Source organism: Bowdeniella massiliensis (genome assembly GCF_023634005.1).
Classification (GTDB): domain Bacteria; phylum Actinomycetota; class Actinomycetes; order Actinomycetales; family Actinomycetaceae; genus Bowdeniella; species Bowdeniella massiliensis.
This window is the reverse complement of the sequence record NZ_JALIQR010000005.1, coordinates 18,368-32,577: the sequence shown is the minus strand read 5'-3', so window position 1 is coordinate 32,577 and position 14,210 is coordinate 18,368. Positions and strand designations below refer to the sequence as shown.

At 61.1% G+C, this 14,210-nt stretch carries 14 protein-coding genes; 6 read left to right on the top strand and 8 right to left on the bottom strand.

Annotated elements, in window-relative coordinates; genetic code table 11:
- Nucleotides 1-80: 80 nt before the first annotated feature.
- From rpmI to MUN85_RS04355, 3 genes are read left to right on the top strand one after another with little or no spacing between them, the layout of a single operon-like run.
- Entirely contained in the window at nt 81-275 is a 195-nt protein-coding gene (rpmI, locus tag MUN85_RS04365; RefSeq protein ID WP_092564693.1) for a 50S ribosomal protein L35, read from the top strand.
- A gap of 41 nt (nt 276-316) precedes the next feature.
- Entirely contained in the window at nt 317-700 is a 384-nt protein-coding gene (rplT, locus tag MUN85_RS04360; protein WP_092564691.1) for a 50S ribosomal protein L20, read from the top strand.
- A gap of 60 nt (nt 701-760) precedes the next feature.
- Complete coding sequence (locus tag MUN85_RS04355) at nt 761-1,516, top strand: TrmH family RNA methyltransferase (protein ID WP_250505553.1); 756 nt, start codon at nt 761-763, stop codon at nt 1,514-1,516.
- A 5-nt stretch (nt 1,517-1,521) separates the two neighbouring features.
- Here MUN85_RS04355 and MUN85_RS04350 read toward each other — a convergent pair whose 3' ends face one another.
- Nucleotides 1,522-2,013, bottom strand: a complete 492-nt coding sequence (locus MUN85_RS04350; protein ID WP_250505552.1) for a hypothetical protein — start codon at nt 2,011-2,013, stop codon at nt 1,522-1,524.
- Between the two features lie 639 nt (nt 2,014-2,652).
- On the opposite strand from MUN85_RS04350, the gene MUN85_RS04345 reads away from it, so the two are divergent.
- On the top strand, nt 2,653-3,312 hold the full coding sequence (locus MUN85_RS04345; RefSeq protein ID WP_250505551.1) for a transaldolase family protein: 660 nt from the start codon (nt 2,653-2,655) through the stop codon (nt 3,310-3,312).
- A 67-nt stretch (nt 3,313-3,379) separates the two neighbouring features.
- Here the strand turns inward: MUN85_RS04345 and MUN85_RS04340 are convergent, their stop codons facing one another.
- From MUN85_RS04340 to MUN85_RS04310, 7 genes are all read right to left on the bottom strand, one after another.
- Nucleotides 3,380-5,017 carry a hypothetical protein gene (locus MUN85_RS04340; protein ID WP_250505550.1) on the bottom strand — a complete coding sequence of 546 codons (1,638 nt, stop codon included), beginning with the start codon at nt 5,015-5,017 and terminating at the stop codon, nt 3,380-3,382.
- A 15-nt stretch (nt 5,018-5,032) separates the two neighbouring features.
- On the bottom strand, nt 5,033-6,046 hold the full coding sequence (locus MUN85_RS04335; protein ID WP_250505549.1) for a LacI family DNA-binding transcriptional regulator: 1,014 nt from the start codon (nt 6,044-6,046) through the stop codon (nt 5,033-5,035).
- Nucleotides 6,046-7,533 (bottom strand): xylulokinase, encoded by a 1,488-nt coding sequence (gene xylB / locus MUN85_RS04330; protein WP_250505548.1) that lies wholly within the window; start codon nt 7,531-7,533, stop codon nt 6,046-6,048. Before xylB ends, MUN85_RS04335 begins: the two co-directional genes overlap by 1 nt.
- A 70-nt stretch (nt 7,534-7,603) precedes the next feature.
- On the bottom strand, nt 7,604-8,596 hold the full coding sequence (locus MUN85_RS04325) for an ABC transporter substrate-binding protein (protein ID WP_250505547.1): 993 nt from the start codon (nt 8,594-8,596) through the stop codon (nt 7,604-7,606).
- A 32-nt stretch (nt 8,597-8,628) separates the two neighbouring features.
- Nucleotides 8,629-9,651, bottom strand: coding sequence for an ABC transporter permease (locus tag MUN85_RS04320; RefSeq protein ID WP_250505546.1), 1,023 nt, complete (start codon nt 9,649-9,651; stop codon nt 8,629-8,631).
- On the bottom strand, nt 9,648-11,174 hold the full coding sequence (locus tag MUN85_RS04315; protein WP_250505545.1) for a sugar ABC transporter ATP-binding protein: 1,527 nt from the start codon (nt 11,172-11,174) through the stop codon (nt 9,648-9,650). The genes MUN85_RS04320 and MUN85_RS04315 overlap by 4 nt, the downstream gene beginning before the upstream one ends.
- Nucleotides 11,167-11,598, bottom strand: a complete 432-nt coding sequence (locus MUN85_RS04310) for an RbsD/FucU domain-containing protein (protein ID WP_092564673.1) — start codon at nt 11,596-11,598, stop codon at nt 11,167-11,169. Before MUN85_RS04310 ends, MUN85_RS04315 begins: the two co-directional genes overlap by 8 nt.
- Nucleotides 11,599-11,927: 329 nt before the next feature.
- On the opposite strand from MUN85_RS04310, the gene MUN85_RS04305 reads away from it, so the two are divergent.
- Together MUN85_RS04305 and MUN85_RS04300 are read left to right on the top strand one after the other, a co-directional pair.
- Nucleotides 11,928-13,376, top strand: coding sequence for a rhamnulokinase (locus MUN85_RS04305; RefSeq protein WP_250505544.1), 1,449 nt, complete (start codon nt 11,928-11,930; stop codon nt 13,374-13,376).
- Nucleotides 13,377-13,459: 83 nt separating this feature from the next.
- The gene (locus MUN85_RS04300) at nt 13,460-14,209 is read left to right on the top strand and encodes a DeoR/GlpR family DNA-binding transcription regulator (protein ID WP_250505543.1); all 750 of its coding nucleotides are present in this window, start codon (nt 13,460-13,462) and stop codon (nt 14,207-14,209) included.
- Nucleotide 14,210 lies beyond the last annotated feature (1 nt).

Sequence of the window (14,210 nt, the reverse complement as noted above, 5' to 3'; positions counted from 1 at the left end):
CTATTCGTGAATCGCCCGGTGCCCACCGGTTCCGGGCAGGACAACAGCGCCGCAAGGCGCACACCTGAAGGACACAGGATATGCCGAAGAACAAGACGCACTCCGGTGCGAAGAAGCGCTTCCGCGTGACCGGCAGCGGCAAGATTATGCACGAGCGCCGCAACAAGCGTCACCTGCTGGAGCACAAGCCGACCAAGCGCAAGCGTCGTCTGTCGAAGGACGTTGTGCTGGCCAAGGCGGAAACCAAGACCGTCAAGCGCCTGCTCGGTAAGTAACCGGCGCACTGAAGACTTTTTAGAGAATCAAGGAGAAGTAGATGGCACGCGTGAAGCGGGCAGTTAACGCCCATAAGAAGCGTCGCACAACTCTGGAACGCGCCAAGGGTTACCGTGGCCAGCGTTCGCGGCTTTACCGCAAGGCCAAGGAGCAGGTCACGCATTCGTTCGTGTACTCCTACCGGGACCGCAAGGCGAAGAAGGGTGACTTCCGCCGCCTGTGGATCCAGCGCATCAACGCGGCCGCCCGCGCCGAAGGCATGACCTACAACCGGTTCATGCAGGGCCTGCGTCTCGCCGAGATCGAGGTTGACCGCCGCATGCTCGCCGAGCTCGCCGTGAACGACCCGGCCGCCTTCAAGGCCCTGGTCGCCGCTGCGAAGAAGGCTCTGCCGGAGGACGTCAACGCTCCCAAGGCTTCCTAGTTGAGCAATTCAGAGCGCCCGCCAGTGCTCGCTAACCCCCGATCCGATCGGATCCGGAAGGTGGCAGCACTCGGCGGGCGCTCTGTGCGTTCCCGCCACGGTCGCTATCTCATCGAAGGACCCCAGGCTGTTCGCGAAGCCGTGAGGTTCGCGCCGACCTCGATCGTGGACCTCTACGCAGATCTGTCCGTAGCGAACGTCGCGATCGGTGAAATCGCGCGGGAAGCTAAATCCGGCGGAGTACGCACCTCGATTGCAACAAGCGAGGTCATGCGCGCGATCTCCGCCGACTGTCAGGGAATCGCCGCAGTTGCCGAGCTGCCACTCGCAGTAGCTGCTGCAGACCTGGCCGAAGCGGTGAGCGGTGGCCACCTCGTGATGTGTCTGCCGCAAATCTCCGACCCGGGAAACCTCGGCACCCTGATCCGGATCGCTGATGCTGCCGGCGCTGATGCCGTCATCATCGGTTCCGGATCCGTGGAGCTCACGAACCCAAAGGTTATTCGATCCAGTGTCGGTTCGGTGTTCCACCTCCCGATCGTCACCGATACCCAGTTCGACTCTGTCGCCCAGTTACTGCGCGACCAGGGGTACATCGTGGTTGGGGCTGATGGGCATGCACACAACGAACTGCCCAACGTTCCCGCACTACAGCGGGATCGTCTCGCTTGGGTTTTCGGCAACGAAGCCCACGGTCTGAGCGCAGCCGAGCGCGCGGCATGCGACGAGCTAGCAAAGGTGCCGCTACTCGGGCGCGCTGAATCTCTCAATGTCGCCGCAGCAGCGGCAATTTGCATGTACACCCGGATCTGGTAAACCAGTCACTCGCCCGTAAAAAATGGGCTTTCCGTGATGTAAGTGCGCAGGAACCGGCTAAGGAATACTCTCTGGCCCTGGGGATCTGCTGAGTCATAGGAAGTGCGTACTGCAAGCTTGATCCCCTCCAGGTAGATTGAACACTTCATCAACTCGCTCTGCTCGCCGCTCCTTTCGCGGCTGATCTTGTTACCTAAGTTCGGAATCCGTTTGTTTTCGGGCGCCATGGTTGTTTCCGGCGCAGTTGGCGAGGCAATATCGTGACTGATTTCGATGAAGTGATTAGGCAGACCAGCGGATGTGAACGGACACTTTTTGCCTTGCTGTGTGTCGAGCCACTTCTGCGCAGTCGAATCAAAAAAGAGCTCGATACTTCTGCTGTTGCTGTTGCTGTTGATGAAGGGGCTACAGAAACTTCCTGAACGATACTGGAGATCTTCGGTCAAAAGTATGTAGCCGCCGACGCACATCGGCTCTGTACCCCAGATGGGAAACACCTGAGGAGGACACTCGCGTAGCTTCGGCCGGGGATTCTTCGCCTTTGGTGACGGTGCTACTTTCTCGACCGGCTCCTTTGGGGAAGGTGCCGTTGAACGGTAGGTTGTGCAGACTGCTGCGGCGTTGTAGCCGCCTCCGGAGAGGGTGTAGGTGGAGGAGCAGATGATGGCTTGTCCGCGGCCTCCGCGGTCGAGGGGGTCGTAATCGCTGCTGGTTCGGGTAACGAGGTTCCGCAGGAGGTAAGCAGCAAACTAAGAACTGCTACGGCGGTGAATTTCTTGATGGCATGGCTTGGCACGAGATGCTCGCTAAAAGCGAGTAAATGTGAGGCCACACCGTCATCATATTCGGGCAGATCTGAAGTGCATGAGGTTTCTGTGGATGGATTCTCAACGAAGATGGCGGTTTGCGGTCAGGTGCATGAGCCGAAGTCTGCCGCCGATATCGGCGCTGCACGCAATGCAACGAGTTCGAGGTTTTTCCCCCCTCAGTTTCCTATGGTCTGAGAGGATTGCCGCGCGCAGAACTCGGTCGATTCTGGCGCACCATCTAGGCCAAGAGGCTCAGATCCAGGGATTCACCTCGGCGTTAGACTGGGCGTACCACCTCAGTTTTCAAAGGGGCCCCATCTTATGCTGATGCTCGATACCGCCAACGTCGATAAGGCCAAGGAACTCGTTCGCACCGGCCTTTTCAAAGGTATTACGACGAATCCCACCATCCTCGCCCGCTCGAACTTGGGGCAGGACGCCATCCCCGGACTCTACGAGGAGTTTTGCAAGCTCCCGTTCGAGCACATTTTCTTTCAAGCTATCGGCTACAGCACCGGTGAACTCCTGGAATCGGGTCTGGAAATCGCGAACCTCGGACGCAACATTATCGTGAAGGTGCCCGCCTCCCGCGAAGGCTACGAGGTTGTGCACGAGCTCCACTCACGCGGCATTCCCACACTGCTGACCGCGGCCTACCACCCCACTCAGGCGATGGCCGCCAAGGAACTGGGCTGCTGGGGGATTGCGCCCTACGCCGGTCGGCTCGAAGATCTCGGCCAGGACCCCGTCAAGACCATCGCCACGATGGTCGACATTCTGCGCGGCACCGGGGTGCGCACGTTTGCGGCATCGCTGCGGAGCCCCGACATCGTGGGAATCCTGGGGGCCCGGGGCGTTCCCGATTTCACGATGAGCGTGGAGATCGCCGAGCGCATCATCGACAATCCACACACTCTCGAGGCGGTCGATGCGTTCATGCGTGACTCAGAAAAGATGAGTCACCACGACCGCAACCTCGAGCGCTAAGACCAAAAAGAACGGCGCCGCTCAGATACATGAGCGGCGCCGTGTGGTCAGCGGTAGGAGAACTGACCTAGATGGAGACGTCTCCAACGAGGTGGACTTCGTAGCCCATGGCCTCAAACATTGCGGCCTTGGCAGTGAGAGCCTTGTCTGCGGTCTCCTCGTCGGGAGCGTAGACGACGTTCAGGTGGTTCGCCTTGTGGCGGGCCATCATCTGATCGCGGGTGACACCGTGCAAGATGGCGTTCATGATCGGCCACTCGGGGTTGGTGCCATCCAAGCGGCGCTGGACCTCTTCATCTGGCATCTCCACACAGGTGCCTCGTCCGAGGTCGACATGGAGCTTGCCGTCCATGACGAAGACGCGCGACCAGACGATCTCGCCGGGCTTGCTCGTGCCCTGCAGGGTGCCGCCGCCGAGCGGGAAGAAGTAGTAGGACTGGCGGTAGGAGTGGGCGTTTTCGTAGCCGCCCAGGTGCGAGGCCGGAACGGCGCCGGAGATCTCCAGCACCCACACGAACTCGTCGTCCCACATACCGCCCCAGCGCACATCGTGCAGGGTCGTGGAAGGATCCAGGCCCATGGCGGTCCAGATGCGGTTGGTGACCAGCGCATCGACGGCGACGCACTGATCAACTTCGTTGAAGTGCGGCAACGCCTTGTCCTCGTACAGTACGCGGTCACCTTCGCGTGACTTCACCGGCGGGCGGTTTGGATCGTTGAGCAGGCCCTCCACGAGATCCGACGCCGGCACGACGTCCTTCAGGCCCTGCTGGTACTGGATGCCGACGGCGTCAGCGCCGAAATCATCGGCCATGCGAAGGGCCGCGATGTACATCTTGCACTGCGAGCGGACCTGCTCATCGGTCAGGTTTTCCTTCTCATCGCCCTCATTGTTGATGTGGAAGGTCATGCCCGCATTGTCGAGCCAGGCTCGAACCTCGTCGGCCTCTTCATCGGAGACGGTCTCCATCTCGGCCACGAGGGCCGACTGGGACAGGCGCTCCTTGTAGATGCCGGCCGGGTTGATGAGCTCGTCTTCAAGCAGGGCGTTGTACATGCCCATGCAGTATTCATCGAAGACGGCCAGGATGGCCTTTTCTTCCTTGAGCTGGCGGGCGAGCGCGACGCCCAGGCGCTTTTCATCCGAATCGGCAAGCTCCGGCAGATCCTTTACGTGAGAGGTATCGTGCTCGATCGATCCGGTCTCGAGCCACTCCTTGAGCTTGTCCTTGAACCAGTCGTCGGTGAACTCCTCGCTCCACAGTGCGGAGTAGTCGATGCCGGCCTTGGTCATCGATCCGGTCAGGTTGAGCAGGCCGACGAGGCCCGGGAAGTCACCGGCGAAGTTCGCGACGACGAGGATCGGTCCCTCGTGGTCTCGTAGGCCGTGCAGCAGGTGGTGGGAGTACTGCCACACAGCCTCAATGACGACGAGCGGGGCGTCCTTCGGGATGGTCGCAAAGACCTCCATGCCGCGCTTTTGGGAGTCAATGAAACCGTGACCGGTCTCAGGATTGACGTCGTGAGCCCGCTCAACGTCCCAACCGAAGTCCTTGGCTGCTGCGGCGAACTGGCTCTCAACCTCTTGTTGCTTGTCCCAGGTCTTGACGTTCGTGGTCAAACGTAGATCGCCATTGGCAACGACATACAAAGTCTTGTCTTTGGCCTTGGGGCGCTCAGCAATGGTTGGGAATGTGTAACTCATCTTCACTTCCTTGGGTTATGCGGTTACCGAGTGAATAGTCGGAGGTGCAGTGGCGAATTCTGTCCCGATTGTCGGTGGCAGGACGATCGACTTGGTGGGCGCAGCGCTAGATTCAATGCGCTCCATCAGCATGTGGGCGGCGTGGGATCCCATCTCGCGCATGGGCATGCCCGCGACGAGGATTCCTGCCGGTGGATCAAGGATGAAGGGCAACTCACCGAAGGAGAAGATGCCCATCTCCGGCGGATGGATCGAGGCCCGAGCGAGTTCCCGCAGGGCTCCGACGGTTAGGCGATTGTTGGCCGCAAAGATCGCGTCTGGCGGAGAATCGAGCGCCAAGAGTTCGCGCACGGCGCTTATGCCACCATCGATCGTGTAGCTCGTGCGAACGAGAAGGTCTGGCCGGGCGTTCTTTTCGAAGGCGTCCCAGACTCCTCGACGCCAGCCTTCGGCCCGATTGTCTGCGGTTTCGGTCCCCGGAGGCCCCGTAATGCAGGCGATGTCTCGGTAGCCGTGTGAGGCGAGGGCGAGCACGGCATCGCGCGCGCCCTGGACGTTGTCGATGATGACGGAATCGAGGCTGTTGAGTCGTGCCGTCCGGTCGATCGTGACGACAGGAACGCGATGGAGCTCGGCCAGCGAGTAGTCCGTTTGGGCGTTGACCGGTGCCGAGATGATTCCGGCCACCGGCTCGGAGATAACCGCCTTGAGGTATTCCGCTTCCTTGACCGGGTCTTCGTCGGTATTGCAGATCATAACGGCGTAGCCGCGGGAGCGAGCGATATCCTCGACCGCTCGCACGATGGTTGTGTAAAAGGAGTTCGCGATGTCGGGAACGAGCATGGCGATGAGCTCGGAGGCCCGGGTACGGAGGCGTCTGGCGTTGCGGTTCGGTACGAAGTCCAGTTCTTGCACCGCGGCCATGACAGCGGAAATGCTCTTGGGGGAGGTCCGCCCGCCGTTGAGGACGCGAGAGACCGTCGCAGGCGAGACATTCGCGAGTTGAGCCACATCGTAAATCGTTGTCATTACCGGGCTAGCTCCTTGCCGAACCGAGGGAGATCATCAATCTTCTTTACCGTACGGTAGACCTCGGTAAATCGTTGAAGCTCATCGCGATACTGACGAGTCTGCGGCTCGAAGGTCGCGGTGATGCGCGATGCGCTCCGGGCGTCGCTAAAGCTGAGCTGGCCGAGCCCCACCAGGCCGGTGATTCCGGCGCCAAGCGAGGTGGCGTTGGTTGTGACATTGCGGCGATTGATTGGCAGTTGCACGATATCGGCGAGCAGTTGGAGCCAGCCGTCAGATTGCGCGCCGCCGCCAACGGCATCGAGGGAGCGTGGGGAGGTATCCTCGGGTGCCACGGCCTCTAGGCACAGCGCGAGCGTGAAGCTGATGCCAAGGAGTGCGGCCCGCGTGATGTCTGCGCGGGTGTGTCGCGGCGTGAGTCCGATCGTTGCGCCTCGAGCATCGGCATCCCACCAGGGAGAGCGCTCGCCGAGGAGGTAGGGGACCATCATGAGATCGGGGTCCGGATCCGTCAGGCTCAGGGCCTCAGAGATGAGGGTGGGGGTGTCGCTTCCGACGAGTCGGGCGATCCACTCAAGAGTGCTGCCCGCATTCTGGGTCGTAGCACACGGGCAGTAATGGTCCGGGGTGATGGCCGCGAAGGTGAAGCCGCGGCGCTGCGGATCCGACAACACGTCATGCGTCGTAGCGGCCACCCACGCGGAGGTACCGAGCGAAAGGTAGGGCGGATCATCGCTTGCGGTGCAGCCGGCTCCAATGCTCGCGATAGGGCCATCGCCACCGCCAACGATGACGGGGATGCCCGGTTGCAATCCGAGTTCGGCTGCCGCGTCCCTGCGCAACACTCCGAGCGTGTCGATCGAGGAATGGATGGGAGGGAGGATATCGTTTGAGATCCCGGCTGCGGCGAGGACCTCATTCGACCACGTCTTATTCTTGATGTCGTAGGCGCCGGTGGATGAGGCATCGGAGTGGTCGGTCGCGACCTCGCCCGTCAGGCGGTAATTGACGTAGTCCTTGGCGACGCAGATGCGAGAAATTTTCGAGAAGTTCTCGGGCTCGTGGTCACGGACCCACATGAGTTTAGGCAGCGTGTAGGTCGCTGCGAGGCGGTGCCCTGTGACCTCGTAGCTATGTTCGTCCCCGAGGGCTTCGGTCAGGGCCGCGGCTTGGGCGGCAGCGCGCTGGTCGGACCAGATGAGCGCGGGCCGGATGGGAGTGCCGGATCGATCCAGACAAACGAGGCCCATCATCTGGCCGCTGACGCACAGGCCCTTGATCGCTGCCGGGGGAGTCGCGGTCTTCGCGAGCAACTGCTGCGAAGTACTGACGACGGCGTGGTACCAGTCGTCGGGGTTCTGCTCTACGCGAGCGCCCGCCAGATATGCGGTCGGGTAGGAGGCACTCGATGCGGCGCGAATGGTGCCGTCGTCATCGTGCAGGGTCGCCTTGGTCGCCGATGTTCCAATGTCAAAAGCGATGAGCACGATGTCCTCCTTTCATGAAATGCGGGGGCAGACCGGCGGCCTGCCCCCGCAAGAGATCTGGCCGTTCTACTTACTCGTAGAGGTTGGGCTTAATCTCGTCGCTGTCCATGTTGTCCTTGGTGTACCAGGCGAAGCCCGAGTCGATGACCGGCTCGAGGCTCTCGCCCTTGATCGCGGCGATGGCAGCCTTGACGGTCTCGTAACCGATCTTCACCGGCGACTGGGTGATAGCGCCGGCCATGGAGCCGTCCTTGATCGCATCCAGCTGCGGCTTGCCGGAGTCGAAGCCGACGACGGTCACCTTGCCGACGTTGCCGGATTCCTTGACGCCCTGAACAACGCCGATGGCTGCGGCTTCGTTAGTGCCGTACATGCCGGTGATGTCAGAGTTCGAGTTCAGGATGGCCTTGGTGACGTCAGCAGCCTTGCCGACCTCACCCGCGTACTGCTCCTGGATGACCTCGATGTCCGGAGCGTTCTGTTCCATCCACTCCTTGAAACCGAAGCAACGGTCCTTGCCCGTCTGGGAGGTCTGGTCATGGCAGACCAGGCCTACCTTGCCCTTGTTGCCGAGAAGTTCGGCCAGCTGCTTGGCGGCTTCCGCGGCAGCGGCCTTGTTATCCGTTTGGACCGTCGTGACCGGGATATCGGACTCGACACCGGAGTCGAATGCGACGACCGGAATGTTGGCGTTCTTCGCCTCTTCCAGCAGCGGCGCGGCGGCTTTGGAGTCAAGCGCGGCAAACCCGAGGGCTGCCGGCTTGGTGTTCAGCGCGGTCTTCAGCTGATCGAGCTGCTCGGTGATGGCCTGCTCGTTTGCGGGGCCAACGAACTCGACCTTGTAACCGAATTCCTTGCCGGCTTCCTCCGCGCCTTCCTTCACTGCCTGCCAGAAGCGGTGCTGGAAGCCCTTGGAGACGAGGTAGATCGTCTGCTCCCCGCCGCCACCTTCGGTGGAACCTGTTGCTCCGCCGGTATCGGAGGGAGCGTTATTTCCTCCGCCGCAGGCAGCCAGGCCGAGCGACAATACGGCTGCAACGGCGATCGTCTTGAGTCGACGCATGGTTTCCTCTTTCGTTGATGTGTTGTGTTGGACTAGACGGCGGCCGCGCGGCTGCGGCGGACGTTATCGGCAAAGACGGCCAGAAGGACGACGATGCCCGTGACGACGAGCTGCCACTGCTGGGCGACTCCCATCATTTGGAGACCGGTCGTGAGCGTGTTCATCAGCAGAGCACCGATCATGGTGCCGATGATGTTGGCTCGACCACCAGCCAGGGACGTGCCACCGATGACGACGGCGGCGATAGCTTGCAATTCGAGGCCCAGGCCCTCAGCAGGCTGGGAGTATCCGAAACGCGCGCTGTACAAGATGGCACCAATAGCGGTGAAGAGGCCGGCCACCATGTAGATGATGATCTTCCACTTCTTCACGTTGATGCCCGAGAGACGAGTTGCTTCTTCGTTCGAACCGATCGCGAGCGCGTAGCGCCCGACGAGAGTCTTGGAAAGCAAGAACGCGGCGATGATCGTGCACACGATGAAGACGAGTGCTGCGTTCTTCAAACCCGGAATGATGTTGCCATTGGAGATGGCGTAGTAGGTGGGCGACTGGATCTGGATCGAGGATGCCTTGGACAGGATGAGGGAAAGGCCGTTGGCGACCATCATCATGGCGAGCGTGGCGATGAACGGTGGGATACCGAGAATCGCGATATTTGCGCCGTTAATGAAGCCGAGAAGTAAGCCGACCCCTAGGGTGAGCAGCAAGCCGACTGGAAGTGGCAGGCCCATGTGGTCAGTAGACAGGAAGAGGCCTGCCATCACAGCACACAGCGTCATGCCCGTTCCGACCGACAGGTCAATGCCTGCAGTCGCGATGACGAAGGTTGCACCAAGTGCCATAACACCGATCGCTGCAGTCTTGAGCAAAATGTCTGGCAGGATCGTCGGCCCGGAGAATCCGGGGGCGAAAATGAGGAAGATGATATAGACCGCAATGAGGGCTGCTGCCGCAAAGAGCTGCTGCATGGAGGCCCTAAAGAACCCGAGTACGGGGTTCGGGGCTCCTTCCTCAGCGCGGGCTTCCGCCCGTTCGCGTGGGGTTGTTTCGGTCACGACGCGTCTCCCTCCATAAGGGCTTTGCCGACGGTGGCAAGCTCCATGATGTTTTCCTGAGTGGCTTCTTCGTTGTCGAGAATGCCGGTGATTCGTCCGTGGGCCATGACAGCAATCCGGTGGGACATCCGGAGGACTTCGGGCAGTTCGGAACTAATCATGATGATGGATTTGCCCTGGGCCGTCAGGTCCTCGAGCAGTTGGTAAATCTCTTCCTTGGCGCCCACGTCGATGCCGCGGGTAGGTTCATCAAAGATGAGGATGTCGCTGTCCCGGATCAGCCATTTGGCGATCACGACCTTTTGCTGGTTGCCGCCAGAAAGCTTGTTCAGCGTCTGGTTAATGGACGGCGTTTTGATCCGCAGCTGACCACGGTACTTGTCGGCATCGCGCTTGGTCTTAGCATCGTTGATGACGCCGGCGCTCGTGTAATGGTCCATCGAGGCGATGGCGGTGTTGGTCTTGACGTCCTGGTCGACCAACAGGCCGAACTGCTTGCGGTCTTCGGACAGGTAACCGATCCCGTGGCGGACACCGTCTGCGGCGTTACTGATCTTGACCTTCTTACCGTGGACCTCGATCGTGCCTTCGGTGCGGTGATCGGCCCCCGAAATGCAGCGAGCGACCTCGGTGCGGCCGGCGCCCATGAGTCCCGCGAAGCCGAGGATCTCGCCCTTCTTCAGATCGAAGCTGACGTCATGCAAGAGGCGCTTGGTCGACAGCCCGGATACGGATAGGACGATCTCATCGGACAGGGGAGCTGTCTTCGGTCGCGCGTCGGCTGCCACCTGGCGGCCGACCATCATCGAGATGATCTCGCGGACCTCGACCTTGTCGGTCTCGACCGTTCCGATGTACTCGCCGTCGCGCAGGACGGAGACGCGGTCGGTGATCTCCTCAATTTCGGGCATGCGGTGCGAGATATAGATGAGGCCGGTTTCGGGGCCGACGAAGTCCCTAATCATCTCGAACAGGGCTTCGGTTTCTTGCACGGTCAGCGCCGCGGTCGGCTCATCCATGATGAGGACCTTGGAGTCGTAGGACAGGGCGCGAGCGATCTCGATCATCTGCAGCCGCGCAACCGACAGCTCCCGGCAGTAGGCCTTCGGGTCAATTTCCATGCCGAGACGATCAAATAGATCGCGGGCATCGGAAAGCATCTTCTTGTCATCGATGATGCCGCCGCGGGAGTATCCGGGCCGGCCCATGTACAGGTTCTGTGCCACTGTCAGGTCCGGCACCATGTTGAGTTCCTGGTGGATGATCGATAGGCCCAGGTCGCGCGCGTGGTTCACATCCTTGACCTTCACGCGGTTGCCTTGCAGGTAGATCTCGCCGCCGGGATCCATCGTGTAGATGCCGGTCAGGATTTTCATCAGGGTGGATTTGCCTGCGCCGTTCTCACCGCACAGGCCCAGCACTTCTCCCTTGCGCAGCGTCAGGTCGACATTTTGTAGAGCCTTAACGCCGGGGAACGTCTTGGAGACGTTCTTCAGCTCAAGCAACAACGATTGGTCAGCCATGAGTCACTCCCATCGGCACCACACCCTTGCGCAGCAGGGCGTTGCCATAGATCCGGGTTTCACCGGTGCGGATAATCAGCTGTGCGTCAGCCGCGGCGTCGTAGAAGGCGAAGCGTTCGACGAGGCGGACGGTCTCGCGCGTTAATCCCGCGGCGGCCACGAGCTCGGCTTGGACCGGCAGCAATTCGGGCTCGGGACTTTCCATAAGGTCCAGTCCGGGAGCGTCATCGGGAGGGATGACGGTGCAGATTGCCGCCAGGACTTCGGGTGTCGAGGTGCCGGGAAGATCAATGCTGATGCCGGCGTGAGCTAACCGAGCAGCGGGAAAGTGGGCATCGGCGATGACCACGGAGTCAGAGTGTCCCATTGCGTCCAGGGCAGCCAGGATCTGGCCTGTGAGCAAGGGATTGATGTTGAGCAGCACCTTTGCCTCCAACGGTAGAGTGAAACCAATTTCACGAAATCGATTTCTTAGAGCGTATGGTACGACACACGTTTCGTCAAGCGCCATCGAAAAATAACTCAAAGTGCGCTAAAAAACAGCTGAAACCCTGGAGATGGGCGCGCGGAAGGCAGGTGGCTTCAGCCGACGACATCGATTCTGGCGTGCGTGGCCAGCCTCGATTCCGGGTGATTTCTTGCGTTCAGTAGCGATTCTGGTCATTTTCGGGGGCTGCATCGTGAGTCGGGGCACGTTATGATGAAACCGATTTCCACATCAATGCCGGCGCGTCACACGAAGGAGAGTGAACGATGGCTACGCAACACGCGGCAGTCGATCTAGGAGCCTCAAACGGGCGAGTCATGATCGGGTCGGTGGCCGATGGGGCGGTCACATTAACCGAGATTCATCGCTTTCCAAACGGCGGTATTCCCGTTGGCGACCATCTTTACACCGACACGCTGGGGCTGTATGCCGGAGTCGTCGAAGGTCTACGTCGCGCAAACCGGGTAGGCAAGGTCTCCTCCGTGGGCGTGGATTCGTGGGGCGTGGACTACGGCCGGATCGACACCGAGGGCCAACTGCTTGGATCGCCGCGCCACTACCGCGATGAGCGCACCATCGCGCAGCAAGAAAAACTCCGCGCTCAGTTCGCCGATGACGAGCTCTACCGGATGACGGGCATTCAGCCTGGCGCCGCCTACAACACGATCTACCAGCTCATGGACGACATGACGTCCGTGCAGTGGCCGCTCGTCGATCAGGTGCTCTTTACTCCCGACCTCGTTGGCTTCCTGCTTAGTGGAGCGCGCGGAGCTGAAGCGACGATCGCCTCGACGTCGCAGCTGTTAGACGCTGCCACCCGCCAGTGGTCTCCGGAGATGGCGAGCGCCGCGGGGATCCCGCTGGAGATCTTCGCCGACCTGCAAGAGCCCGGCACTCGCCGCGGGCGATTGCGCCCGGGCCTCATCGAGGACAGCGAGATCGAACTCGTTGCCGTCGGTGGCCACGACACGGCATCGGCTGTCGCGGCGACGCCCGCAGTCGATGAACACTTCGCCTTCATTTCGTGTGGCACCTGGTCGGTCGTGGGTGCCGAGCTCCTCGAGCCGATCAAATCGAGTGAGGCCTTGGCGGCCGGCTATACGAACGAACTTGGGATCGATGGCACCGTGCGCTTCAACCGCAATCTCACTGGGCTGTGGCTGCTGCAGGAATGTCAGCGCGTGTGGCAGGAAGCCGGCGAGGACGCGAACCTCTTCGATCTGCTTGACGCCGCGGCGCGTTCAAAGGAGCTCGTCTCCGTCGTTGATGCGGGCTCGGAGGTCTTCCTTGCTCGCGGTGATATGCCGAGCCTCATTGCCGAGGAATGCCGCCGGACCGGCCAACCGGTGCCGCAGGACAAGGGAGCAATGGTTCGGTGCGTGCTCGATTCGCTCGCGCTGGCGCACGCCCGCACGATCCGCGCCATCCAAGAGCTCGGGGGACCGGAGGTCCACGCCGTGCACATCGTCGGAGGCGGGTGCCAAAACGAGCTGCTGTGCCAGCTCACCGCCGACGCCTGCCAGCTGCCCGTCGTCGCGGGCCCCGTGGAAGCCGCCGCCCTCGGCAACATCATCGTGCAGGCCCGCGCCATGGGCGAGCTCGACGGCGACCGCGCGGCGCTCAGAAAGGTCATCGCGAACTCCGGTGGCGTCATCCGCTACGAGCCGCACGGCAGCGCTCGGCCCTGGGATGAGGCAGCGAGCCGAATCTTCTAGCAGACGCGCGAGACAAAAGTCCTTCCCACCAATGTTCGGAGCTGTTAGACTTAACATGATCTAACAAGCAGATGGGATAGTCGATGGCTATTGGCTCACTCAGCGCAGAGAAGCGCCACGCAGTTTTGACCGACCTGCTGGAAAAGAGCGGATCGCTCGATCTGGCAGAAGCGGCCGAAGCATGCGGCGTCTCGGAAATGACAATCCGCCGCGACTTGCAGCAGCTGGAATCACGCGGCCTGGTCAAACGGGTTCGCGGGGGAGCTGTCTCCGTGGAACCAGAACGCTTCGAGCGCCGCGTCGCGATGAACCGCTCCGCCAAGATCAAGATCGCGAGCAAGCTCGGTGCCCTCATTCCGGCGCGCGGGATGATCGGGATGGACTCGTCCACCACACTGCACGCCTTCGCGTTGCGATCTGATGCGCTTGATGTCGAGGTCTTTACCACCGGCATCGAGAACTTCCTGGCCATGCGAGGCAAGGCCAAGCGTGTCGTGCTCTCCGGTGGCGAACTGGAAGAGGCGACCGACAACCTCGTGGGGCCCGTGGCACTGAAGGCACTGGAGGATTTCTACTTCGCGCGGTCCTTCATCTCGATCTCAGCCTTGCACCCCGAGTTTGGTGCCACAGATTCGACGATCGAAACTGCCGCGTTTAAGCGGGCCTTGCGGGTTCGCTCCGGTGAGATTGTGCTCGCCACGGATTCGTCGAAGTTCATGACGACCGCCGCCAATTTGTCCCTCCCGCTGTCCGAGATCGACGTACTCGTCACGGAACTGGATCCGGACGACCCCCTGCTTGATCCCTTCCGCGATCACGTCGAGATTTTGTAAC